This window comes from Ruegeria sp. AD91A, from assembly GCF_003443535.1.
Classification (GTDB): domain Bacteria; phylum Pseudomonadota; class Alphaproteobacteria; order Rhodobacterales; family Rhodobacteraceae; genus Ruegeria.
In genome coordinates this window covers 583,486-606,718 of record NZ_CP031947.1, presented here as the reverse complement: position 1 = coordinate 606,718, position 23,233 = coordinate 583,486, and the positions used below count along the sequence as shown (strand labels likewise).

The window sequence follows — 23,233 nt, the reverse complement described above, 5'->3', positions numbered from 1 at the left end:
CCAGGCTTTCAATTTGACAGGCGCAGCTCAGCCACGAAGTCATAGGCATCACCGCGGTAGATCGAGCGGGTCAATTCAGCGACCCGCCCGCTTTGCAGATATGAGGTGCGTTGAATCCGAAGCCCGGCCGTACCTTCCGCAACGTCCAGAAGCTCTGCCTCGGGCGCTTCAAGGTTGATGGCCGAGATTTTCTGGATAGCGCGCACCGGTCGCAGACCAGATTGTTCAAGAACAGAGTAAAGCGACCCCGTCACTTCAGTGGGGTTTGGCAGGATATCCAGCGGAAGGGCCGCTTTTTCCAACGCCATCGGGCGTCCTCCTGCCTCTCGCAGGCGGTAGATACGTGCAACCTGTTCGTTTGCCGACAAGCCCAATGCCATCATTTCTTCCGGGGATGGCAGGAAAATCCCACGCTCCAGCCATGTCGAGGTCGTCTTGAGCCCGCGCCGCTCCATGTCTTCGGTGAAAGATGTCAGGTGGGACAGCGACTGTTCAACTTTCGCCACGGGTTCCCGAACAAAAGAACCAGACCCCTGCCGTTGTTCGATTGCACCCTTGCGCACCAATTCATGAATGGCCTTGCGCACAGTCACACGCGACAGGTCGGTGATCTCGGCGATTTCTCTTTCGGGGGGCAGCGAACTGTTGGGAGGCAGGATACCGTCTTTAATCCCTTGTTCGAGGCGCTGACGGAGCTGTACATAGCGCGGGCCCGAGCTTTGCCCCAACCATCCTTCGGGCCGCAGGAAATCAGCTATGCTCATGTTCGATTTCCTCCTGGTACGCCTGTGCCAATGCAAGTGCGCCGGACAGTGGATCGCCCGCAGGCTGGACCAGACCAGATTGCATGTCTGAAGGCAGGTGCGGCGCGTAAAGGGGGCCGATGCCCCCGGTCAGACAAATTGGCAGACCAACGTTCCAGCCCATCTTTTTCATCACGTCGATCAGATAGTCTGCACCGTGCTGCAGGATGGATCTGGCCAGCTTGTCGCCGTGATCGGAAAGCTTGGTAACCAGCGGAGCGAGGGCGCCAAAATCAGATGGGGTCATGTCGGCTGCGGCTCGAACGACGCCTTCGGCTCCGCCAAATCGAAACAACAGATCCTGCGCCAATTCCGATGGGCCCGTCATGTCATCCGTGTACTCCAGCGCCTTGGACAACGCCCGTTTGCCAACCCATTGCGCGGAAGCCTGATCGCCCAGAACAGGACCCCATCCGCCGGCAAGCTTCATCGCGCCACCCCTTTGCATTGCGACAAAAGAACCGGTGCCGCAATGTGCGACAAACCCGTCTCTGGCCCCCAATGCTCCGCGCAAAGCTGCTGCACGATCGTCTTCGATCCGAACGTGCTGAATTGGCAATGCCGCTGCGAGTTTTCTGGCAATCGCATCACCTGTTATCCCGGCCAAGCCCAGATAGGTGGGCGCTCGTGCAAGCTCCTCCGGCGAACGGCCCGTGTGAACTGCCAGAGCTTCCAGGCCACGCCGCAACTCGATGCAAGCAGCGTCGAAATCAGTAGACACGTTTGCCGCGCCAACTTCGACCCTGTGTGTTTTGCCATCAACAAAAGCGGCGACGCGGCAGCGCGTTCCACCCCCGTCGGCGGCCAGGAACATGGGTTTTGATGACTTTACCATATAAAGACCTTTATAATACCTTTTGTGTGTTTTGAAGTCCTAATTGCGACCAAAGCGGTGATTATCGCGATAAAATGCCTAAAAATATGAAAAAAAATAAATCGTAGACTAATGGTATTTAAAAGGTATGATATCGAGAGTTCTTGGGGGAGAATCACTTGATTACGCCGGCGACAGAACAATTGCATCAGGATGCGCATGGGCTTGATACCCGTCCGCTGGCAGAAGTGGCCAGCCTGCTGGCGCGGTCGCAGGTGTCAGCGGCGACGGCAGTGCTTGATGCGCTTGGTCCGATTTGCAGCGGGGCGACGGCCATGGCCCAGACGATCCGGTCGGGCGGCAAGCTTCGATATCTTGCGGCGGGGTCTTCCGGCCTTATGGCGGCCTCGGACGCGCTGGAGCTTGGCGGAACGTTCTCAATTCCCTCGGAACAGATCCGCATTCATATGGCCGGTGGAATGCCGACCAAAGCAGACATGCCGGGGGATGTAGAGGACGCTGTTGATGGGCTTGCACGTGAAATGTCGGATATGCATGCCAATGATATGCTCATCGCGGTCTCGGCCAGCGGCACCACACCCTACACTGTTGCAGCCGCGAAACTGGCGCGCGACAGGGGGACGCCCGTGATCGGGATTGCAAACAATGCGGGTTCGCAATTGTTGCAACTGGCGGACCATGCCGTTCTGCTTGCGACCCCTCCGGAATTGATCTCAGGCTCAACCCGGATGGGGGCCGGCACCGCGCAGAAAATAGCCCTCAATACGTTGTCGACGCTGATGGCCATCGAGCTTGGGCATATTCAGGACGGCATGATGATCAATCTGCGGGCGGACAATGACAAATTGCGCGCACGCGCCAACGGAATCGTGTGCCAACTGACCGGCGTATCACCTGAACGTGCTGATGATGCACTGAGGGCCGCGGATGGGAACCTGAAATGCGCGGCACTTGTCGCCGCGGGTGCCTTATCGGCAGAGGATGCACAAAAGCGACTGGCTGAAACGAATGGCCATCTGCGTCACGCGATGAACCGGCTGAATGAAAATAACGAACATAGCAACCTGGGAGAAACCAAATGAAACGCAAAGTTCTGAGCCTGGCTCTGATGAGCACGGCGCTGGTCACAAGCGCCTATGCGCGAGACGCTACGCTGACAATCGAAAGCTGGCGCAACGATGACCTCGCTCTCTGGCAGGAAAAGATCATCCCCGCATTCGAGGCGGCCAATCCAGATATCAAAGTTGTTTTTTCGCCTTCAGCCCCGGCAGAGTACAACGCCGTTCTGAACTCCAAGCTGGAAGCCGGATCCGCCGGTGATCTGATCACCTGCCGCCCGTTCGATGCTTCTCTGGCGCTTTACGAAGCAGGCCATCTGACCGACCTGTCCGATCTGGATGCGATGAACAACTTCTCGGACGTTGCCAAATCCGCGTGGCAGACAGACGATGCGTCGGCCAGCTTTTGTGTTCCGATGGCATCGGTGATCCACGGTTTCATTTACAACAAGGACGCGTTCAACGAATTGGGTCTGGACGTTCCGACCACCGAGGCAGAATTCTTTGAAGTGTTGGACAAGATCAAGGAAGACGGCACCTATATACCGATGGCAATGGGCACGAATGACCAGTGGGAAGCCGCAACGATGGGCTATAACAATATCGGCCCGAACTACTGGAAAGGTGAAGAAGGCCGACTGGCATTGATCAGGGGCGAGCAGAAACTGACCGACCCTCAGTGGGTCGCGCCCTTTGCCACTTTGGCGAAATGGGCCGATTATCTGGGTGACGGATATGAGGCGCAGACCTATCCCGACAGCCAGAACCTGTTCACATTGGGCCGCGCCGCAATTTACCCGGCAGGCAGCTGGGAGATTGCAGGTTTCAACACACAGGCTGATTTTGAGATGGGCGCCTTCAAGCCGCCGGTCCAAAATGCCGGTGACACCTGCTATATCTCGGACCATACCGATATTGGCATCGGCCTGAATGCTGCCAGCGAAAACCAGGAGGCTGCCCGTACGTTCCTGGCCTGGGTCGCAAGCCCCGAATTCGCCAGCATCTTCGGCAATGCGGTTCCCGGTTTCTTCCCTCTTTCCAACACCCCGGTTGAATTGGAAGATCCTCTTGCCAAGGAAATCGTCGGGTGGCGGGATGAGTGCGAGAGCACCATCCGTTCGACTTATCAGATCCTGTCACGCGGCACACCCAACCTTGAAAACGAGACCTGGGGTGCATCCGTTGCAGCCATCAAGGGCACCGAAAGCTCTGAGGCTTTGGGCAAAAAACTGCAAGATGGTTTGGCCAGCTGGTACGCACCGCATCAGTAACATCTGAACCACTCTCTCCGGGTGCGGCCCATCGCGCCGCGCCCGACACTTTTCCCCGGAGAATCCCATGCAGACGCGCCGCATACGCTGGCACATCGCCGTTTTCCTTGCACCTGCGGTGCTGGTCTACACGGCGGTGATGATCCTGCCCTTGTTCAATACACTGCGCTTCGCGCTGTTCACCGAAGTCGATCAGGCACGTGTGTATGTGGGGTTGGAGAATTTCCGAACCTTGTTCTTTGATCCGCTGTGGTCCGAGCAATTCTGGAATGCGTTGGGCAACAACTTCTGGTTCTTCCTGATCCACATGCTGGTGCAGAACCCCATCGGAATCGCTCTGGCCGCGATCCTGTCACACCCGAGGCTGCGCTTTGCCGCGCTTTATCGGTCGGCTATTTTCATTCCGACGATCCTGAGCTTCGTGATTGTGGGTTTTGCCTGGAAACTGATCCTGTCTCCGCTTTGGGGGATTGCGCCCTCGATGCTGGACGCTGTTGGCCTGAAATCCCTGTTTGCTCCGTGGTTAGGCAAGGAAGAATACGCGCTGACAACTCTGGCGCTCGTCTCGGTCTGGCAATTTGTCGGCATCCCGATGATGCTGATCTACGCGGCCCTGCTGTCGATCCCTGAAGAAATTCTTGAAGCCGGCGAGATTGACGGGATCACCGGAGCTTCGGCTTTCTGGAAAATAAAACTGCCGCTGATCCTGCCCTCGATCGGGATCATCTCGATCCTCACATTCGTGGGCAATTTCAACGCATTCGATCTGATCTATGTTTCTCAGGGCGCGCTGGCGGGGCCAGATTTTTCGACCGACATCCTGGGCACTTTCATGTACCGCACGTTCTTTGGCTTCCAGCTGCAATTGGGTGATCCGTATATGGGGTCCGCCATTGCCGGTGCCATGTTCGCCATCATCCTTGTCGGTGTTTGCATTTACCTTTTCGGCATCCAGACCCGGATGCGCCGGTATCAGTTGTGAGGGCTCTGCAATGAACAAAGCACGCTCGAATCCGCTGAATACCGCCGCAATGCATGGAGCGTTGATCCTTTACACTCTGATCGCCCTGTTCCCGGTTTTCGTGATCATCATCAACAGCTTCAAAACGCGCCGTGCCATCTTTCGCGAACCGCTCGCATTGCCTGATGCCGAAAGCTTTTCCCTGATCGGCTACCAGACGGTGATGAAGCAGGGGGATTTCTTCCTCTACTTTCAGAACTCGCTGATCGTCACCGTGGCTTCACTGACCTTTATCTTGCTGTTCGGTGCCATGGCGGCCTTTGCCCTCAGCGAATACCGGTTCAAGGGCAACATGTTGATGGGACTCTATCTGGCACTTGGGATCATGATCCCAATCCGCATCGGCACAGTGGCGATTCTGGAGATGATGGTCGCAACGGGGCTTGTGAACACGCTCTGGGCCCTGATCTTCGTCTACACGGCACAGGGCTTGCCGTTGGCCGTGTTCATCCTGTCCGAGTTCATGCGCCAGGTCAGTGATGACCTGAAGAACGCAGGGCGTATCGACGGGCTTTCGGAATACACGATCTTTTTTCGGTTGGTGCTGCCTCTGGTTCGGCCTGCCATGGCAACGGTCGCTGTTTTCAACATGATCCCTATCTGGAACGATCTCTGGTTCCCGCTGATTCTGGCACCCGCTGAAGAGACCAAAACCCTGACGCTGGGCAGCCAGGTCTTCATCGGCCAGTTTGTCACCGACTGGAACGCAGTTCTTTCCGCACTCAGCATGGCGATCCTGCCGGTTCTAGTGCTCTACGTTATCTTCTCGCGCCAGCTGATCCGTGGCATCACTTCAGGAGCTGTCAAATGACCCGGGTTCTGATCGCTGGTCTTGGCAACATGGGCCTGAGCCATGCCTTGACCCATCATCGTCACCCCGACGCGCAGCTCGTGGGACTGGTCAACCGCTCAGGTCGAGTGGATCATACCGATTTGTCAGGCTATCCGGCCTATCCGGATTTTCAGGCGGCACTGGCCGAAACAAACCCCGATCTGGTCGTCGTCGCAACCTATTCCGACAGCCACGCAGACTTCGCCTGCGCCGCAATGGAATCAGGCGCGCATGTCTTTGTTGAAAAACCACTGGCCACGACGGTTGCGGACGCCAGACGCGTGGTCGCAAAAGCAGTGGAAACTGACCGGAAACTGGTGATCGGATACATTCTGCGGCACCACCCCTCTTGGATGCGCCTGATCGCGGAGGCGCGCGAACTCGGAGGACCATATGTCTTCCGTCTGAACCTGAACCAGCAAAGCAGCGGGGCCGAATGGGAAACGCACAAGGCCTTGATGCAGACGACGTCCCCTATCGTCGATTGCGGTGTGCATTACGTCGATGTGATGTGCCAGATCACCGACTCCGATCCCGTCCGCGTGCATGGCATGGGTCTGCGTCTGAGTGACGAGATTTCCGAAGATATGTATAACTACGGCCAGTTCCAGGTGATCTTCGAAGACGGCTCGCTCGGTTGGTACGAAGCCGGCTGGGGCCCGATGATGTCCGAAACCGCGTTCTTCGTGAAAGATATCATCTCACCCAACGGCTCGGTCTCGATCACTGATGGCAACAAGGGCGCATCGGCCGATATCGACGGTCACACTAAGGTCGGCGGTCTTCTGGTTCACCGCCCCGAAGGTGACCAGACGATCGACCTGCCCGATGAACCCGGCCATCAGGAACTCTGCGACGCCGAGCAAGCCTATATGCTGCGCGCCATCGCCGAAGATATCGATCTGACCCGCCACATGAACGACGCGGTGCAATCGCTGGCCATCTGCCTGGCCGCTGATGAAAGCATCCGTACAGGCCAACCCATTTCGCTGAAAGAGGCACGCATATGACCGCCCTGACGCTGCAAAACGTGAACAAGTCCTTCGGCACCGTCGAGGTCCTCAGGGATATCAATATCGAAGTTGACGAGGGCGAATTTGTCGTCTTTGTCGGCCCTTCGGGTTGCGGTAAATCCACCCTTCTGCGTGTCATCGCGGGGTTGGAGGATGTGACGTCGGGCGACGTGTGCATCGGCGGTGAGGTCATGAACCTCACCCCGCCCTCAAAGCGCGGTATCGCAATGGTGTTCCAGAGCTATGCTCTCTACCCCCACCTGAACGTGCGCAAGAACATGTCATTGGCGCTGAAACAGGAGGGCCAGAGCAGGCAGGTCATCGAAGAGCGTGTTGCCAGGGCAAGCAAGATGCTGAACCTCGAACCTTACCTCGACAGATATCCTTCCGAACTGTCCGGTGGTCAGCGCCAGCGCGTCGCCATCGGTCGCGCCATCGTGCGGGAACCGAAACTGTTCCTGTTCGACGAGCCTCTGTCCAATCTCGACGCGGCTCTGCGTATGAATACACGGTTGGAAATTGCGAACCTGCACCGGCAGCTTGACGCTTCGATGATCTACGTGACCCATGACCAGACCGAGGCAATGACTCTTGCCGACAAGATCGTCGTTCTGCGCGACGGGCGTGTGGAACAGGTCGGCAGCCCGATGGAGCTTTACAACAACCCCGCCAACCAGTTCGTGGCCGGTTTCCTTGGGGCGCCGTCGATGAATTTCTTTCCCGCCAGCATGATTGGCGAAAGCGCAAACATTACAACGGGAATCCGCCCGGAAGACCTATTTTTGTCTGATGATGGCCCGGTTGTCGCAAACGTCACCCATGTCGAGCATTTGGGCGGTGACACCAACGTGATTGCCATGATGCAGGATCACCAGATCACCGCACGCCTGTTCGGGCAGCATCAGGTTGAGGCCGGTCAGAGCATCCGGTTTGGGTATTCACCGAGCAGGGTCTACCGCTTCGACCCTCAGGGTTCCCGTCTCGAATAACAACCGATGATGAAGGGTTTGTGTGTTGGGTTTTTTATGAGTTGTCGAAGTCAGGCGGCATTCATCGCACGGGCCTTGTGGTGAGATCTGAAAGTTCAATCAGCGGTCTTTTTCCTGCCGCGCCACCTTGTTCAAGTTGAGCATTGCAGAATGTCGGCGTTTTTGGGTCCGAATATGGCAATCTTTCATGAGTGGGTTTGTTGCTCATCGTGACCTGTCACGAGTTGGGCAACTAAGTTGAACGCGAGTATCGCGAGACTGCGGCTCCGGCTTATGACCAGAATTGCTATCTGGCCAGCAAGGCCCCATGCATACCGCGCCCGGAACGAATGTGTTTGTTTGCATGGGACGGAACGCAAAGCTTCGGATTAGATAGGGGCGGAACGCCGCCTATCCAGATCCCTTCATTCGATTGTATCGGGTGAACATGGCTTGCCCTGATGGTGAATCTGTTCTGAAATCAGCTGCACGACCGGGCAGGGCGCGATAGAACTGGCGTAATCCGGGTTCGATATCTTCTGCGAGTTTTTCGCAGCGCGGAAACAAACGCGCGATGTCACCCTGAGGCTTTCGGGTTCTCAGCGCTGAGATCAAATCACTGTGCTGAGCAAGGAGATTTTGGAATGCAGTGGTCTTCCGCAAAGCGGAATCACCTACAAGAACAAAAACAGGTTCAGGGTTGGCTTTTCCTTTAAGATCAACGTGGCCTGCCTCCAGAAACGCCAGGTCATCTTGTCCAGCTTGAAAAACCCCGTTTGAGACGACGATGTCATAATCAACTGTTCGACAGGATTGTTCGATACGTGCCGAAACATTCACGACATCTCCGATAACTGTATAGTTGAACCGTTTCTGCGATCCTATGTTGCCGACGCAGGCCTGCCCTGTGGCAATTCCTGTTGCCAGCGCTATCGGCTTTCGGTTCCGCATGATGTCGGATGCATTGAATTGTGCCAAAGCACCCCGCATCCTGAGCGCGGCAAGCGCTGCGCGGCATGGATGGTCGGCAACGGGCAAAGGTGCGTTCCAGAAGGCCATGATGGCGTCACCGATGAACTTGTCGATCGTACCACGTTCATGCAGGATCTGATCCCCAAGCTTGGAAAACAGCGCATTCAACAACGAAACAAGTTCTGTGGCCGTTGCGGATTCGGACAGAGCCGTGAAACCGCGGATATCCGAAAACAATACGGTGATTTCCTGACTTTCACCGCCCAATTGCAGCTGGTGACCCGTATTCTCCATTTCATCAAGGATTTCCGGGGCCACGTAATGCGAAAAGACTTTTCGAATTTCGCGCTTTTCGCGCTCGGTCGATACGAAAAGATACCCCGCCAGCAGACCAAAATTTGCGATTCCTCCAATCAGGGGAAAGGTGGCATCGAAAAGGACTGACTGGTTTTGAAAAACCAGCCAGCTGATGGCAAGAACAGCGGCGGCTGCTATGCCACCGGCGATAAAGGATGCAATGGCGCCAAAGCTGGACATGACGGCAATCACGACAAGCCCGAGAAACGCAAAGGCCAGCAATTCCTGCGCTGAGGTCACGTCGGACCGGCTGAGCATTTCATCGGTCAGGATTTGTTCGATCATCTGAGCATGAATTGAAACACCTGGGACGCTTTCGCCAAGTGCCGTCTGATGAATATCGAATAATCCGGCAGCGGACGTTCCGATCAGGATTATTCTGCCTTCGATTTCAGATCGCAGCTCGGGGTTTTCCGAGCCTTCCAGAACATCCTTGGCTGAAATGTAGAGGTCGGGGGTGTCCCGCCGGTATTTCAGCCAAAGCTCGCCATTCTCGGTTGTAGGCAATCGATATCCGGCGATTTCGGTGGCCAGCATGATGCCTGCTTCGTCAGGCGCGCCTTCCACGAAAATACTGGTCTCACCCAAGGCAACCCTGAGGGCTTCGATTCCAAGGCTTGGCAGCGGACCGTCCGGACCGTTCCAAAGAACCGGTGCACGTCTCACGATGCCGGTTCCACCGATGGGTGAGACATTGACCCCACCAACACCCGCAGCTGCCCGACCCAACGGTGGCGCGATTGGCGTCCAATGAGGGACCGAGATCAGCCCCTCGGTAGGGTTCTCCCCGAATTCAATGATTCCGGCCTTAGCCGCAATGGGTTCCCCTTCAGCTGACAATCGCGCAGCCACGCCCAGAACCACGGGCCAGTAGGCCATTTCCATCCCCAGCACGACGTCATTGTCCAGCTTTTCGGCATGGCGTTCCACTGTCAAAATACCCGCCAGCGATGGGTCGTTCAGAAGGTGAGATGGCGAATACCGGTCAGGTTCGGCAAACAGCATGTCGAAAGCAATCGTAGCGGCGCCATAGTCACCCAGATTTTGAACCATCTGCGCAACCAATGTTCGGGGCCAGGGCCATTGCCCCCAGCTGGCAAGCGAGGCCTCATCGATATCCACTACGCGCACGGGGAGTTCGGGATTAAACTCTCGCGGAGACAGTCGTTGCAAAACGTCGAAATAGATCAGACGCGTCATTCGAACGGGGTACGGGTCCCACGCTCGGATGATGCAACCCAAGAGGATCAGGCACAGCCCCACGAGGCGGAAGGCCCATCGGCCATTCTTGGATTTCCGCACCTTGTCGCTCACACCATCCTCCAGATAAATGGAACCGGGCCTGCGTACGCAACAGCAGTTCTTGAGCAATTAGAGGTCAGTCTCTTCCCGCTCGGGCTCTTCCTGTTCGGGTTCTTCCTGCTCAGGTTCTTCCCGCTCTGGCTCGTCAGGTTCCGGTTCTTCTCTATCGGGCTCTTCCTGCTCAGGTTCTTCCTGTTCGGGCTCCTCGCGATCCGGCTCTTCTCTTTCCGGTTCATTGTTTGCGGAAGGCGAAGGTCCGGCGCCCGTATTCTGGGCTTCTCGCTGCTGAGGAGGGTCTCTACGGGCTTCCGACCGGTCAGGCTCGACACGCCGTATGGTGGCTCCATCACCTGAACACCCTTCGACTCGCACCTGCAAAGGGGGCAGCAGTCCTTCCTGAGACTCAATGAAGGGAAATCCGCTTTTCAGTGCTTGTTCGTATTGGGCCTGATCGGCAGGCTGACCGACACCTCCGTTTCCGCTTGTTGCGTACATGCTGCATTGACGTCCCGAAGATCTGCACGAGCCCTGGCTGCCGCACATGCGGACCGTGCCCTGCAGGACAAGCATCGCGCTTTGTTTTTCCGACACGACCCACATGTCGAAGGTCGTGCCGCGCACGGCCATTGTCGCCGACGGAGTCCTGATCGAGTAGGCTCTCTTTCGGCTTTTCCCGGAAATAAACCGAAAACTGCCACCCAAGGCCTGAACAGCAAAGCTCTTGGCCTTGCGGTTACTTCGCAACATGGTCACATCCAGCACCATGCGCGCGTTGGGGCCAATGGCAATCTTGGTGTCATCCACAAAAACGATTTGAATTACGCCTGTCCGATCAGTGGTGAGTGCGTCGCCCGACACAACCTCCATTCCCGAATACACAGGTTGTACTTTTCCCGCTCGCGTGATGTGAGCGCCTTGTTTGACGCTTATTACTTTTCCAATGTTGGCGATGGTCTGCGACGGTATGATTACGACAACGCATAGAACCAGAATAATCTTTAACAACGACAAACTCGAGCCCCTTCCCCCAATGGGTCTTGATACGTGCAAATTGCACTGTGCCCGACATTTGCCCCTCAAAAAGCATAGTTTTATTATTAATAAGCATCAGGAATATAGGCAAATATGCATGACTTTTCGCATTCTAAGCAAGTTTTATGTGAAAACGGCGTTCAAACAGCGTTTTAGGCACACTTCCCTGAAGACCCGATTTGGCGCAGTTTCGTTTCTTTTTTGCGTGTTAAGCACCCGTATCAAAAAAGTGCGAGAGTTGCTGGCTTTTCAGATTTGACCCGACAATATCTTCCTGCTTGTGCTGAAGCGCGGGGCAGTCTTGGACGGAGTTGAAATTCTTATCGAGCAACGTATGTCTTACCGTGTGTGTATGTACATCAACACACGCTACGATCCTTTTTCTATGCCACCCTTCGCGGCTCTTTAATGTGACATGCCCCTCAGGTAGAAACGCAGATGGGCAAGCTGACGGTCGCTGCCTTATTGTTCCAGCGCTGCAACACGGAGTCTGTTCATGCTGTTTCGTCGCCTTACTGTCGCGGCCATGTTTTCTGGCTGTTTGCTGTCCACAGCATCTGCGCAATCTGGTGCCGAATCCTCTGCTCGACTATTTGTGGAACTGAACTCGGCTGAGGATGTCGCCGGCGCGTGCAGATTGACGTTTATGGTCAAGAATGAGACCGGGCAGCAGATTGATGGCGCTGTTTTTGAAACCGTCATTTTCGACACCGAAGGTGGTGTCTTGAACCTCTCGCTGTTCGATTTTCGCGACTTGCCGGCCAGCCGACCCAGGGTGCGCCAGTTCGACCTTCCCAACAGAACATGTGACGCAGTTGGGCAAGCCTTGATCAACGGCGCAAGCTCCTGCGTTGTGGATGGTTTCGAAAGCGACATATGCGACAGCACCCTGACGCTGAACAGCAGGGTGGAAATGGAGTTGTTGGGATGAGTCCTCTAGCCGCACTTCGCGAGATTTTTGAACTGGGCGGGCCAGTTGTGGCGATATTGATCGCAATGTCGGTTTTGACGCTGGCGGTCACTCTCTACAAGCTCTGGCAATTTGCAGCCTGCGGTGTCGGGCGACACAAGGTGCTGTCTGAAGCTCTGGCTGCCTGGGATACAGGAGATCAAGGTGCTGCACGTGCAAGACTGGCGGACAGCAGCAGTTATCTTGCCCCCATTGTAGGCGCGGCGATGAACGCAACGGGGGTTCCCGGGGCCGATGACCGGCTGGATGCCGAAGCGGGTCTGGCGCTTGCCGGGTTGGAACGCGGTTTTCGATTGTTGGACACCGTAGCGCAGCTGGCGCCTTTGCTGGGTCTTTTTGGTACGGTGCTGGGTATGATCAGTGCCTTCCAAAGCTTGCAAACCGCTGGGTCATCGGTTGATCCATCGCTTTTGGCCGGGGGGATCTGGGTGGCCCTGATAACCACCGCTGTAGGTCTGGCTGTTGCGATGCCGACATCGATGGTTTTGTCCTGGCTTGAAAGTCGAACCGCACGCGAGCGTGTTTTTGCGGACAAGGCTTTGCGTACGGTTCTGGTCCCGGGTCATTCCATCCAAAGCACAGAGGCGGCCGCACAAGTCCCGGTCGCCCCAGAACATGCGTAACACTGCGCCTTTTGTGCGGCGACGCATGTCGATGACGCCTCTTATCGACGTGATCTTTCTGCTGTTGCTGTTTTTCATGCTGTCCTCAACGTTTTCGCGATTCAGCGAGATCGAGTTGAGCAGCGCAGCCACAGGCAGGAAAACCGACGTTGAGCCGCCCGAGCGCCTATTCGTGCAATTTGGTCCGGCACGTGTGGTCCTGAACGGTCAACCCTTGTCGCTTGAGGAATTGGTGGATCAGGTCCAAGCCGGTCAGGTTCTGGTAAGCCTTGATCCTGAGACAACCGCGCAACGTCTTGTGGACCTGCTTGCTCCATTGCGTGGGCGCGAAGGTTTGACGGTCAGAGTGTTGGAGTGAGGCAATGATCCGCTACATCCGACCCGGTCGAAATCGAGATTCCACCATTCCGCTGATTAACGTCGTCTTTCTGATCCTGATCTTTTTTCTTATTACAGGTACGATCGCACCGCCGTTGGATCCTGATCTGAATTTGGTGAACACTGCGGATCTTGAAGGCCGTGAGCCGCCAGATGCGCTTGTTCTTCATCGGGACGGAACGCTGAGTTTTCGCGGCAATCCGATCGAGGCAGAAGCTTTCATGGCTGCGCATGAATCGGGACCCGTGCGGATCGTTCCTGACAGGGATGCGTCGGCCCCTCGATTGATGGAGGTCACCAGCAGTCTGCGCCGGTTGGGTGCGCCATCCGTATTCCTGGTGACCGAACAGGCTCTCGAATGATCAGGCGGTCGGTTTTCGTCGCAATCTTTGCGATTTCGATTTCCGTGCTGGTGCATCTCATGGGCCTGATCTTTACAGTGCCAGAGTTGTCAAATCAGGCTTCGGGCGAAAACAGTACAGACACAATCGAACTCAGCAACGCGTTCGAAGAGTTTGCCGATACCAGGATTGAACCCGTTCGGCCCGAGCCGAATGAGCCGCCGACACCCCCGGTCGAGCCGCCAACCCGGCCGCAAGAGGCGGAGATTCCGACAAGCGATGCCCGCGTTGCATCGCCGAACCCGCAGGAGACTTACGCACCGGACACCGGCGATTCAACGATCATTCAGCCGAGGGCACCGGATGAAGTCATCGTAGAACCTGTAGAACAGAACCAAGAGGAGAAGGGCGAACCCGATGAGGCTGGCGGAGCCACCTCCGCAGAGCCTGAAACAGTGGCCGAAACACCTGAGGTGCCGGCTGGCGAGACGGTTGCTCCAGTTGAGCCGACTTCTGCTGAAGAACCGGTGACCGAGGAACAGCAACAGATTGCCGCGTTACCGGTTGAAGTGGTTCCGGTTGCTCCGGAAAACACGCCACCACTTGAACCTGTGATACCGGATGAAGCATCGGAACCCTTAGACGAAGACGCCGAACTGCCCATACCCGATACGGAAGCGAATGAATCCAAACAGGCCGTGGTTTCGTCACTCCGGCCACGTCTTCCAGACCGCCGTCCGCAACCAGCATTGCGCGGGGCATTGAATCCGTCGAACAACTTTGAAGCTCTTCGCTTTCCGGAACAAACGATTGAATCACCTCTGGCGACGTATCAAAGAGAGGGTATCGACGCCTTCCGACAAAACCGCGGCGGCACCCGTTCAGGCGGGCGGGGGCCGGGAAACTCGGACAGCACGAACTATGCAGGTCAGGTTCTTGTTCATCTGAATCGAGCGCCAATCGTTTACGTTGCCGGTCGCGGCTATGCGCGTGTGTTTTTCCAGATTGACCCGGATGGTTCGTTGGCTTGGGTTGATGTCGTTGAAAGCTCTGGCTCGCCGGAAATAGAGCGCGCAGCCAAAGAACAGGTTCGAACTGCCGCACCTTTCCCGCGCCCGCCTGGGGGCGTCAGCCGGAAGCTTTCATTTTACTATCAGATAAGGTGATCCGACGGGTCTTGTCAGGTGAACACGACTCGCGATCACCTTAGCGGCTTGCGCCAAATTTCCTGATTGCGCGGGTTTGCAGCTCTCAGATTAAAAAAAACCTGTTGTTCGATAGAATGTGATATAAGAAAATAGGAATATAACAATGGCGCGATGAAATTCGCCCACACCGCTAAGTATTCCTGAACTGGGAGGTCACTTTGTTTCGGAAATCTGCTTGCATAATCTCACTCGTATTGGTCCCTGCTGCTGCTGTCGCTGACGCCGTACCCAGCGAAGATGCTGCTGAGGGATTGTTTTCTGATCAGCCCTATTCCCCTTACGCCCAACGCACATTTCCTGAACGCCCATTATGGGGGGACACTCACCTTCACACCGGGCTTTCGCTGGATGCGGGTGCTTTCGGGAACACCTTATTACCGGATGAGGCATGGCGTTTCGCCAAGGGTGAGCAGGTCATTTCTTCAACGGGTCAACCTGTAAGACTGTCACGACCGTTGGATTGGATGGTTCTCACGGATCACACAGATCTGATGGGGTTTGCGCCAGATTTGCAGGCCGGTAAGCCGGGCGTTCTTTCTGATCCGAAAGGACTGGAGTGGTACGAGGGGTACAAAGCCGGCGGGGAAGAAGCCGGTAAAGCAGCTTTCGACATCATTACCAATTTTTCGCAAATGACACTGCCAGAAGTCCTGTTGGAGGCGTACAGCCCAGGTGCCGATGCTTTTGCGTTTACCTGGGAAAGCATTGTCCTGGCGGCCGAGCGGCACAATGATCCCGGCAGCTTTACTGCTTTCATCGGCTTTGAATGGACCTCGGTGCCGAAAGGGTTCAACTTGCACCGGAATGTCATGCTGCGCGATGGGCCAATCAGGGCGCTTCAAATGGTGCCACCGGTCACCCAGCCTCCCTACGGTGATACGGATCCAAAGGCGCTATACGCTTGGCTTGAAGAGTATCAGGAAAGAACGGGGGGGCGTGCAGTGGCCTTTGCCCATAACGGAAACCTGTCGAACGGATGGATGTTCCCAACCGAAGACACGTATCACGGCGGCAAGGTTGACGAGGAATATGTCGCGGCCCGCGCGAAATGGGAGCCCCATTACGAGGTCACGCAGATCAAGGGTGACGGCGAAGCGCACCCTTTCCTGAGCCCGGATGACGAATTTGCGGACTATGAGAACTGGGACGTCGGCAATCTGGATATTACCGAGTTGAAGACCGATGACATGCTGGCTGGTGAATACGCTCGCGAGGCGCTGAAGCGCGGTTTGATGCTGGAAGAAAAGTTTGGCGTGAACCCATACAAGTTCGGTATGGGCGGCGCGACGGACAGCCATACCTCTTTGGCCACCGCCGAAGAAGACAATTTCTTTGGAAAATCCGTCAGCGTCGAGCCCTCAGCCTCGCGTATCAAGCATCCGTTCATAGCCAATGACCTTGGTGAAATTCCCGGTGACCTGCTCGTCGCCTCCGGATACACGGCTGTCTGGGCTACCGAGAATACGCGCGCGGCGATCTTTGATGCGTTCAAGCGCCGCGAAACCTACGCAACGACCGGCCCTCGGATCGGTCTGCGGTTCTTTGGCGGATGGGATTTCAGTGACGCAGATGTTGAAACCCGTTTCCTTGCCAATGTTGGCTATACCAAAGGGGTGCCTATGGGCTCGGATCTGCGCCCGCGCGAGGGTGAGGGTGCGCCAAGCTTCCTGATCGCCGCCCTGCGCGACCCGGTTGGTGCCAATCTGGACCGTGTTCAAGTGATAAAAGGATGGCTCGATTCCGAAAGTGTCATGCAGGAGAAGGTCTATGACGTCGCGTGGTCGGATAACCGTGAAGTTGATCAAAACGGCAAGGTCCCTGCGGTCGGGAACACTGTGGACGTGGACACCGCCAGCTGGACCAACACAATCGGAACGGCCGAACTTGTCACCGTATGGTCAGACCCGGATTTCGATCCGAACGCGCGCGCATTTTATTATGTCCGCGCCATCGAAATTCCGACCCCGCGTTGGATCCTGTACGACAAGCTGAGGTATGGTATCGAATTGCCCGAGGATGCAGTGCTTACCCATCAGGAACGCGCATATTCGTCCCCGATCTGGTACACACCGGCAGAGTGACCCGCTCAACAAACGAATTGAAAGCCGAGGCGGTGATCTCCACCTCGGCGAATTCACAACGTTTCCGGAACACCTGGATTGCTCATTTTCTTGCAAAACCCAACCGGTTGATGACAGCATCTGTACGTAGAACCTGAGCACGTTTTACGCAGGAGACTCCATGCGAATACTGAAAGAACCTCTGTTCCATTTTTTCTTGATTGGAACGGCAATCTTTATTTGGTTCGATATTGTTGCACCGGACAACGAGACCGTCGAAGATCTTGAGGTGATAACAATCGACGAAAATGACGTCGCATTATTGTCTGCTCGGTTCAAAGCGCAGTGGAAACGCCCGCCAAGTAAAGCGGAGTTAGAAGCTTTGGTCGGTGCATCAATTCGGGAAGAGGTTCTGGTCAGGGAAGCAAGAAAGCTTGGTCTGGATCGCGGAGATACCTTGATAAGGACCCGGTTAAGTCAAAAAATGGACTTTCTGACCGAAGCCATTGCAACGTCGGTAGTTCCGGAGGACGAAGCTCTGGAGGCATTTCTTCAGGAAAACGCGGAACGCTATGCAACGCCTGTCATGGTTGCCTTTAATCAGGTCTTTCTTGGAGAGAAACCCGGAGAGGCCGAAATCGAGAAAGCACTGGCCACCCTGCGCGCGCAGCAAGACTTTTCCGATTTGGGCGGTCCGACATTGCTGCCGGCGTCAATGCCCTTGTCCGCGACGCGGGTCATCGAGTCGGTCTTTGGAGGAGGTTTTTCGAAAGGCATCACTGAGGTCGAAACAGGTCAGTGGACGGGGCCGATCCAATCAGGTTACGGCATTCACCTTGTTGAGGTCGTTGCTATCGAGGCCAGTCAAACACCTCCTTTGGCTGAAATCCACGACGCGGTGCTGCGGGATTGGCGTCGGGAAATGAGTGAAGCTCTGGCGCAAGCGCAATACGACTCTCTTACCGAAAACTACGAGATTGTGGCGCCCGATCTTTCAGGCCCTGCCAAATGAGAGCCGCGATTTGCTTGCTGTTTGCGCTGCTGTTCGTGTGGTCTGCAAATTTCGCCACTGCGCATGCGCTTGATCCGGGATATCTGGAAATTCGTCAAATCGCCTCCAATACCTGGAGCGTTCATTGGCGAAAGCCTGATGTGAATGGTCAACCGATGGCGATTGACGCCATATTGCCAGATGGCTGCACTCCGACGCGTGGCCCTGATCCTGTTTCCGACAGCCGAGCGTGGATTTCATCCTGGATCGTCGAGTGCCACGCGGATATCGCGGGTCAACCCATTGCCATTGAAGGCCTTGAGACCCAGAGAAACGATGTGTTGGTGCGTTTACACCCTCTGGATGCTGAACCTGCGACGCTTCGTTTTACCCCGGATGTCAGTGTTCAAATCATACCTTCTGAACAGTCGACATGGTCAGTGTTTGCAGCATATTCTCAGTTGGGTTTCGAGCATATACTGGAAGGTTGGGATCACCTTCTGTTTGTCTTCGCGCTGTTTGTTCTGGTCCGCGATCCGTGGAAACTTGTGGGGGCAGTAACAGCGTTCACACTTGCGCATTCAATAACATTGGCGTTGGCAACGATTGGCGTTTTGAATGTTCCCGGACCACCGGTCGAGGCCGTTATCGCACTGTCCATCGTGTTTCTGGCGATGGAGATTGTCAAAGGCGGTGAAGGACGGTTCCGGCTGTCAAAGCAGAAACCCTGGATCGTCTGTTTCGGGTTCGGTCTTTTGCATGGCCTTGGTTTTGCAGGGGCTTTGGCTGACATCGGACTGCCCTCCAACGATATTCCCGCGGCATTGCTGGCCTTTAACCTCGGGGTCGAAGCTGGGCAGCTGAGTTTTATTGCTGCTTTGACTTTGCTTTTGGCGGCCTGGCGGCTGGTAGCACTTCCAGTAGGAAGAAATGCCACGGTTTTGACCGCGTATGGGATCGGGTCAGTGTCAATGTACTGGCTGATAGAACGCGTAAGCGGGTTTTGAACCGCGGCGAAGTCGCGAGAGTTGAGCAAGACATTGTAGATCATGACGGCGCACGTGCCTGAAGAGGAATACAGCCAGAGCCTAGCTTGCAGAATTTTTACGCCGTTTTGGGTTTGATGTCATGAAAAGCCATCGTCACAGACAACACAAAGACAATGGTGCTCAATCGACAGTAGCCGATGGTAATTCGCCGAAACATTTTCGGTAATCCTGTGAGAACTGTCCGATATGCCAAAAGCCATATCTGTTTGCAGCGTCAGAGATTGATATTTCGCTGCCCTGCTCTACAAGCAACCTGCGAACCCAGTTGAGGCGGAGTCTCGTGTAATATGCCTTTGGGCCGATGCCAAATTTTTCGTTGAACGCGCGTTCCAATGTGCGCAATGACACACTGATATCCCCGCAGATCTCGCTGATGGGGACGTTTTCGTCCGGGGTCGCCGTCATCCGATCGACTGCCGCAGAGAGTGCCAGAGCTTTTCGGTTAATCCGCGGTTCTCTGCGATCCGCCCCGCCCCCCGAAGCGATCCGGAGCAACTCCTCGATCAAATGGGTCTCGCCCTGTTCCGACGAAATTGGGTTCGCCAACAAAGCCTGAATGTCGTTCAGAAGCGCAGCTGAGCGATCAGGTGGCGTTGCAGGTAACAAAAATGCCCCAAATTCTGTATCAGAGGCTGTGATCCCCAACTTTTCAACGATTTTCATCGCATACTCAGTTTCAACTGTCATCGTATATCCGCCGAACCCGCTGTCGCTGATACAGTCGAACTCATCGCCGCTGCCGAAAGACAGAAACGGTGGTGTTTTGATGCTGATACCCTTCCAGTCCGTTAGTTTTGAATGGGTAGGGATGCCAAACGTGAGATGGCCTTTCGGAGACGCGCCGATTTGGTGCACACGCCGAGAGAAGCCAAACTTTACAACGGAAATAAGTGGGCTGGACCTAACTTTGAAATCCGCCTGCATTTCGCCGTCTTCGATCTGACGGAAGTCCATATCCCATTTGGATATTGCGGTGATCTGGTTCGGATCCCGAAAAGTGGCTTCAAAAAACCGGGGTGCTTCTGGCAGCGCCAAGTCTTGTTTTGTCGAATTTTTGATGCGGTCCAATATTTCTCCCCTGTAGTTTGCATGAAAAGCTTAGTCGAAACACAGGAATATGTTCAAATGAAATTGCCCGATCCGCTTGCCTCGCCCAAACGTGGCCGCCCTCAGCTTCCGAAAGCGGAAGTGCGGTCCGAACGGATCGTGACCCTTCTTACACCCTCACAGCGTCACAGGCTCACACGTCTTGCGGAGTCTACTGGTCAGACACTTTCCAGTGTCGCCCACGATCTTATCGCACAGGGTCTGGAGCGAGAAGAAAACCCAAGAAAAAAGGATATCTAAAGAAATGGATCTAAAGTTTTTTTTGCTCGGCTCTCTGGCGATCAGCGCACCAGCCTACGCGCAGAATGCACCCATTGCGCATGATTCCGAATTCTATATCCTTCAGGCCCAGAACAAGGATGCCTGGGAGCAGGATGATACCGCCGTTGATCAGGCTCTCGCGGCGTTTCGTGAAGAGAACGGCGGCAATCCTCCGAACATCATAAGTATTCTGGTCGATGACATTGGTTTCGGGGATATGGGTATCCCAGAATTGAACGCGGTACGCGGTATCAGTACGCCGAACATCAACGATTTCTCTGACGAAGCGATGCGCATGGTGCGCATGTATACAGAGCCATCCTGCACCCCGACCCGTGTGGCCCAGACGACCGGTCGTCTGCCGGTTCGGATCGGAATGGGTGATACGACCGTCGACATCGCCGGTTTCGGTTTGCCCGGAGAGGAAGTGACGCTTGCCGAGGTTCTAAAGGCCGAAGGATATGCCACCTCGCATGTCGGCAAGTGGCACATGGGTGACATTGCCGAGAGCTGGGCAATGAACCAGGGGTTCGACTATGCGCAGCACGCCGTTCATCAGCAGGGTCAATTGACGATTTTCAATGACGATGCAATCCGCGAACAGGTTTCGGTTGGAATTGCAGATTTCGACGACGATTACACGATCGACGACTGGTTCCGTCCCGACGCATCGGCCATGGCCACGGTGATCGAAGGAAATGCCGGCGGACCTGTTCGTGAAATCCGAATGGAACCGGGTGAACGTTGGAACGCAGCCAAATATGACGAGATGAACCAAGCTTTTCAGGACAAAACCCTTGCTGAACTGGAACGCTTGGCTGGCGGCACTGAGCCATTCTTCCTGCAGTACTGGCCGATGATCCCACTGGACAACACGCGGGCTGGACGGGACGGACCGGAAAGCGTGAATGGCGGTCTGTACGCCGACAAACTGCAAGAGCTGGATACGTATTTGGGTGAAATCTTCACGCGCATGGACAAGCTTGGTGTGGCGGAAAACACGATTGTCGTGTTGATGGGCGACAACGGCCATTTCACCAAGTATTCACCGGAATCCGGCTTTACGCCAATGGTCTATCGCGGAGGCAAAGGCGATACGACCGAGGGCGGGGTTCGCGTGGACGCTTTCATAAGGTGGCAGGCTCTGATTGAACCAGACAGCATGATCAACAACATTATTCATGTGTCTGATCTTTATACGACACTGGCTCGGTTCGGCGGCGCGGTTCAGCATATTCCCCGAGACCGGTTGATTGACGGTGTGGACCAATCTGCCTCGATCCTGTTTCAAGATGAAAGCAAAGGTCGGCGTGATCATGTGATTATCTATTCGGTGAGTACTCCGAAGGCGATCGTCAAGGACAAGCTGAAGCTCAACCTGCCCGGGCCGGGTCAAAATGCGATCATTGCAGATTTCTTTGATGTGATGCGCGACACGCACGAAAAGTACCCGGTTTCAACCGAAGTTGGTGCGTGGGGCGGGCAGGAGTTCATCCGTATACTGGGACGCCACATGGCGAGAAAAGAGCTGTATCCAGATACTGGCCCTGCCACAGGTATGCCGTATGAAGGAATTGGAAACCTGCGACCGGAAACTCAACAGGCAGTCGAGGCTTTCATGGTCAAACGATCTTCGGTGCAACAATGAAACAGGGCCGCGCGTATCAACAGAAATGCGCGGTCATGCGAGTGACAAGTTAGGGGGCAACATTGGCGTACTATTCCCGCTGCATCCATAACCAAAACTGCAACTCACTGGTATCAGCAGCTCTGCGCACCGGAGTAAGCGTATGCTTATTGTTTTAGGGTTCTATTTCGGAGTGATCTGGGTGGTGTTTTCCAAGCTCGGGCTGCTTCCATGGAACCGGTTCTGGAAATCTGTAGTCTACGGGGGCGCCGCAATCATTGCTCTGGTTGTAATCGGGGCCCTCAACCACACCACGCCGACTGGTCCTTTTTCAGCGCAGGGTGTTGCCACCAACATTGCCCCTAATGTGTCAGGTACCGTCATTGACGTTTCAGTTCGCCCCAATGAGCGGGTCGCGAAAGGGGATCCGCTGTTCCGGATCGACGATACACCTTTTCGGATTGAGGTCGCCCGCCTGACGGCCAGTCTTGAATCTGCTCGTTCTGCGGCAGATCAGTTACAGTCCGACCTGGCAGCGGCGGAAGCCGACATTGAATCCCTCACCGTGCAATTGACCTTTGGCGTCCAGCGCCGTGACGACTTTGTCGATCTCGAAAAGCGAGGGGCAACGACAACCTTCCAGTTGCAGGAAGCCATGTCTGCCATCGATCAACAGTCCGCAAATCTGCCCGCGCCCGAGGACGGCTTTGTCACAGCCGTTTCTCTACGTCCCGGAAATCGTGTGTCCGTTGCACAGGGGGCTATTTCTTTTATCGTCCCCGATGACCGCTATCTGATCGCAAGTCTACCGCAATCAAGCCGTATGAATGTTGCCGTCGGCAGCAAGATACGCCTTGCTCTGCGAACCTTGCCGGGCAGCGAGATTTCTGGGACAGTCGTATCGCTGCCCGTGGGAGCGGCAGAGAGAGCTGTCGACTTGCGTACGGGCCTCCCATCACTGCGCGATCTGGCCGGTGTGTCCAGTTATCCGGTGTTGATCGAAGTTCCGGACCAGTTGAATATCGATGAGCTCCCGTTAGGGACCTCTGGCACCACACTTGTGGTAACGGACAAGGCCGGCGCAATTGGTGTGTTGGCGGAAAACCTGTTCTGGATCACTAAGAAGTTGAATTACATCTGAAATACTGGAGGGA

The 23,233-nt window shown here is 55.4% G+C and carries 22 protein-coding genes; 17 read left to right on the top strand and 5 right to left on the bottom strand.

Features of this window, described 5'->3' with window-relative positions; genetic code table 11:
• Positions 1 to 8: 8 nt before the first annotated feature.
• Together D1823_RS21155 and D1823_RS21150 are read right to left on the bottom strand one after the other, a co-directional pair.
• A complete protein-coding gene (locus D1823_RS21155; protein ID WP_117873786.1) occupies positions 9 to 764 on the bottom strand; it encodes a GntR family transcriptional regulator in 756 nt (251 codons plus the stop codon).
• Complete coding sequence (locus tag D1823_RS21150; protein WP_117873784.1) at positions 751 to 1,638, bottom strand: BadF/BadG/BcrA/BcrD ATPase family protein; 888 nt, start codon at positions 1,636 to 1,638, stop codon at positions 751 to 753. The genes D1823_RS21155 and D1823_RS21150 overlap by 14 nt, the downstream gene beginning before the upstream one ends.
• A 158-nt stretch (positions 1,639 to 1,796) precedes the next feature.
• On the opposite strand from D1823_RS21150, the gene D1823_RS21145 reads away from it, so the two are divergent.
• The 6 genes from D1823_RS21145 to D1823_RS21120 all read left to right on the top strand — a co-directional run bounded on the left by D1823_RS21145 (position 1,797) and on the right by D1823_RS21120 (position 7,822).
• Entirely contained in the window at positions 1,797 to 2,720 is a 924-nt protein-coding gene (locus D1823_RS21145) for an N-acetylmuramic acid 6-phosphate etherase (protein WP_117873782.1), read from the top strand.
• Positions 2,717 to 3,967, top strand: coding sequence for an ABC transporter substrate-binding protein (locus D1823_RS21140; protein WP_117873780.1), 1,251 nt, complete (start codon positions 2,717 to 2,719; stop codon positions 3,965 to 3,967). The genes D1823_RS21145 and D1823_RS21140 overlap by 4 nt, the downstream gene beginning before the upstream one ends.
• Before the next feature lie 67 nt (positions 3,968 to 4,034).
• Positions 4,035 to 4,949 carry a carbohydrate ABC transporter permease gene (locus tag D1823_RS21135; protein ID WP_117873778.1) on the top strand — a complete coding sequence of 305 codons (915 nt, stop codon included), beginning with the start codon at positions 4,035 to 4,037 and terminating at the stop codon, positions 4,947 to 4,949.
• 10 nt (positions 4,950 to 4,959) lie between these two features.
• On the top strand, positions 4,960 to 5,799 hold the full coding sequence (locus D1823_RS21130) for a carbohydrate ABC transporter permease (protein ID WP_117873776.1): 840 nt from the start codon (positions 4,960 to 4,962) through the stop codon (positions 5,797 to 5,799).
• The gene (locus D1823_RS21125; RefSeq protein ID WP_117873774.1) at positions 5,796 to 6,830 is read left to right on the top strand and encodes a Gfo/Idh/MocA family protein; all 1,035 of its coding nucleotides are present in this window, start codon (positions 5,796 to 5,798) and stop codon (positions 6,828 to 6,830) included. Before D1823_RS21130 ends, D1823_RS21125 begins: the two co-directional genes overlap by 4 nt.
• Positions 6,827 to 7,822, top strand: a complete 996-nt coding sequence (locus D1823_RS21120) for an ABC transporter ATP-binding protein (protein ID WP_117873771.1) — start codon at positions 6,827 to 6,829, stop codon at positions 7,820 to 7,822. The genes D1823_RS21125 and D1823_RS21120 overlap by 4 nt, the downstream gene beginning before the upstream one ends.
• Before the next feature lie 390 nt (positions 7,823 to 8,212).
• Here D1823_RS21120 and D1823_RS21115 read toward each other — a convergent pair whose 3' ends face one another.
• Both D1823_RS21115 and D1823_RS21105 read right to left on the bottom strand, forming a co-directional pair.
• The gene (locus tag D1823_RS21115; RefSeq protein WP_254683859.1) at positions 8,213 to 10,444 is read right to left on the bottom strand and encodes a CHASE2 domain-containing protein; all 2,232 of its coding nucleotides are present in this window, start codon (positions 10,442 to 10,444) and stop codon (positions 8,213 to 8,215) included.
• A 57-nt stretch (positions 10,445 to 10,501) separates the two neighbouring features.
• Positions 10,502 to 11,443, bottom strand: a complete 942-nt coding sequence (locus D1823_RS21105; protein WP_254683858.1) for a FecR domain-containing protein — start codon at positions 11,441 to 11,443, stop codon at positions 10,502 to 10,504.
• Positions 11,444 to 11,960: 517 nt separating this feature from the next.
• Between D1823_RS21105 and D1823_RS21100 the strand changes: the two genes are divergently transcribed.
• The 8 genes from D1823_RS21100 (at position 11,961) to D1823_RS21065 (ending at position 19,042) form a co-directional block, all read left to right on the top strand.
• Complete coding sequence (locus D1823_RS21100) at positions 11,961 to 12,395, top strand: hypothetical protein (RefSeq protein ID WP_117873769.1); 435 nt, start codon at positions 11,961 to 11,963, stop codon at positions 12,393 to 12,395.
• Positions 12,392 to 13,057 (top strand): MotA/TolQ/ExbB proton channel family protein, encoded by a 666-nt coding sequence (locus D1823_RS21095; protein WP_117873767.1) that lies wholly within the window; start codon positions 12,392 to 12,394, stop codon positions 13,055 to 13,057. Before D1823_RS21100 ends, D1823_RS21095 begins: the two co-directional genes overlap by 4 nt.
• A 25-nt stretch (positions 13,058 to 13,082) precedes the next feature.
• Positions 13,083 to 13,415 (top strand): ExbD/TolR family protein, encoded by a 333-nt coding sequence (locus tag D1823_RS21090; RefSeq protein ID WP_371415315.1) that lies wholly within the window; start codon positions 13,083 to 13,085, stop codon positions 13,413 to 13,415.
• Between the two features lie 4 nt (positions 13,416 to 13,419).
• Positions 13,420 to 13,797: a biopolymer transporter ExbD gene (locus D1823_RS21085; RefSeq protein WP_117873765.1), complete on the top strand. Its 378-nt coding sequence runs from the start codon at positions 13,420 to 13,422 to the stop codon at positions 13,795 to 13,797.
• Complete coding sequence (locus D1823_RS21080) at positions 13,794 to 14,942, top strand: energy transducer TonB (protein WP_117873763.1); 1,149 nt, start codon at positions 13,794 to 13,796, stop codon at positions 14,940 to 14,942. Before D1823_RS21085 ends, D1823_RS21080 begins: the two co-directional genes overlap by 4 nt.
• 200 nt (positions 14,943 to 15,142) lie before the next feature.
• Complete coding sequence (locus D1823_RS21075) at positions 15,143 to 17,065, top strand: DUF3604 domain-containing protein (protein WP_117873761.1); 1,923 nt, start codon at positions 15,143 to 15,145, stop codon at positions 17,063 to 17,065.
• 160 nt (positions 17,066 to 17,225) lie between these two features.
• Complete coding sequence (locus D1823_RS21070; protein ID WP_117873759.1) at positions 17,226 to 18,056, top strand: peptidyl-prolyl cis-trans isomerase; 831 nt, start codon at positions 17,226 to 17,228, stop codon at positions 18,054 to 18,056.
• Positions 18,053 to 19,042, top strand: a complete 990-nt coding sequence (locus D1823_RS21065) for a HupE/UreJ family protein (RefSeq protein WP_117873757.1) — start codon at positions 18,053 to 18,055, stop codon at positions 19,040 to 19,042. The genes D1823_RS21070 and D1823_RS21065 overlap by 4 nt, the downstream gene beginning before the upstream one ends.
• 162 nt (positions 19,043 to 19,204) lie before the next feature.
• Here D1823_RS21065 and D1823_RS21060 read toward each other — a convergent pair whose 3' ends face one another.
• Entirely contained in the window at positions 19,205 to 20,152 is a 948-nt protein-coding gene (locus D1823_RS21060; protein WP_117873755.1) for a helix-turn-helix domain-containing protein, read from the bottom strand.
• Positions 20,153 to 20,209: 57 nt separating this feature from the next.
• Here D1823_RS21060 and D1823_RS21055 point away from each other — a divergent pair, with 57 nt between their 5' ends.
• The 3 genes from D1823_RS21055 (at position 20,210) to D1823_RS21045 (ending at position 23,220) form a co-directional block, all read left to right on the top strand.
• Positions 20,210 to 20,431 (top strand): hypothetical protein, encoded by a 222-nt coding sequence (locus tag D1823_RS21055; RefSeq protein ID WP_117873753.1) that lies wholly within the window; start codon positions 20,210 to 20,212, stop codon positions 20,429 to 20,431.
• A 4-nt stretch (positions 20,432 to 20,435) separates the two neighbouring features.
• Positions 20,436 to 22,100: a sulfatase-like hydrolase/transferase gene (locus D1823_RS21050; protein WP_117873751.1), complete on the top strand. Its 1,665-nt coding sequence runs from the start codon at positions 20,436 to 20,438 to the stop codon at positions 22,098 to 22,100.
• Positions 22,101 to 22,242: 142 nt separating this feature from the next.
• Complete coding sequence (locus D1823_RS21045; protein WP_117873749.1) at positions 22,243 to 23,220, top strand: HlyD family secretion protein; 978 nt, start codon at positions 22,243 to 22,245, stop codon at positions 23,218 to 23,220.
• Positions 23,221 to 23,233: the final 13 nt, after the last annotated feature.

What these genes read in the sequence shown, in the direction of transcription:
- D1823_RS21155 (WP_117873786.1), bottom strand. Translation starts at nt 764, where the DNA reads ATGAGCATAGCTGATTTCCTGCGGCCCGAAGGATGGTTGGGGCAAAGC.
- D1823_RS21150 (WP_117873784.1), bottom strand. Translation starts at nt 1,638, where the DNA reads ATGGTAAAGTCATCAAAACCCATGTTCCTGGCCGCCGACGGGGGTGGA.
- D1823_RS21140 (WP_117873780.1), top strand. Translation starts at nt 2,717, where the DNA reads ATGAAACGCAAAGTTCTGAGCCTGGCTCTGATGAGCACGGCGCTGGTC.
- D1823_RS21135 (WP_117873778.1), top strand. Translation starts at nt 4,035, where the DNA reads ATGCAGACGCGCCGCATACGCTGGCACATCGCCGTTTTCCTTGCACCT.
- D1823_RS21130 (WP_117873776.1), top strand. Translation starts at nt 4,960, where the DNA reads ATGAACAAAGCACGCTCGAATCCGCTGAATACCGCCGCAATGCATGGA.
- D1823_RS21125 (WP_117873774.1), top strand. Translation starts at nt 5,796, where the DNA reads ATGACCCGGGTTCTGATCGCTGGTCTTGGCAACATGGGCCTGAGCCAT.
- D1823_RS21120 (WP_117873771.1), top strand. Translation starts at nt 6,827, where the DNA reads ATGACCGCCCTGACGCTGCAAAACGTGAACAAGTCCTTCGGCACCGTC.
- D1823_RS21100 (WP_117873769.1), top strand. Translation starts at nt 11,961, where the DNA reads ATGCTGTTTCGTCGCCTTACTGTCGCGGCCATGTTTTCTGGCTGTTTG.
- D1823_RS21095 (WP_117873767.1), top strand. Translation starts at nt 12,392, where the DNA reads ATGAGTCCTCTAGCCGCACTTCGCGAGATTTTTGAACTGGGCGGGCCA.
- D1823_RS21090 (WP_371415315.1), top strand. Translation starts at nt 13,083, where the DNA reads ATGTCGATGACGCCTCTTATCGACGTGATCTTTCTGCTGTTGCTGTTT.
- D1823_RS21085 (WP_117873765.1), top strand. Translation starts at nt 13,420, where the DNA reads ATGATCCGCTACATCCGACCCGGTCGAAATCGAGATTCCACCATTCCG.
- D1823_RS21080 (WP_117873763.1), top strand. Translation starts at nt 13,794, where the DNA reads ATGATCAGGCGGTCGGTTTTCGTCGCAATCTTTGCGATTTCGATTTCC.
- D1823_RS21070 (WP_117873759.1), top strand. Translation starts at nt 17,226, where the DNA reads ATGCGAATACTGAAAGAACCTCTGTTCCATTTTTTCTTGATTGGAACG.
- D1823_RS21065 (WP_117873757.1), top strand. Translation starts at nt 18,053, where the DNA reads ATGAGAGCCGCGATTTGCTTGCTGTTTGCGCTGCTGTTCGTGTGGTCT.
- D1823_RS21055 (WP_117873753.1), top strand. Translation starts at nt 20,210, where the DNA reads ATGAAATTGCCCGATCCGCTTGCCTCGCCCAAACGTGGCCGCCCTCAG.
- D1823_RS21050 (WP_117873751.1), top strand. Translation starts at nt 20,436, where the DNA reads ATGGATCTAAAGTTTTTTTTGCTCGGCTCTCTGGCGATCAGCGCACCA.
- D1823_RS21045 (WP_117873749.1), top strand. Translation starts at nt 22,243, where the DNA reads ATGCTTATTGTTTTAGGGTTCTATTTCGGAGTGATCTGGGTGGTGTTT.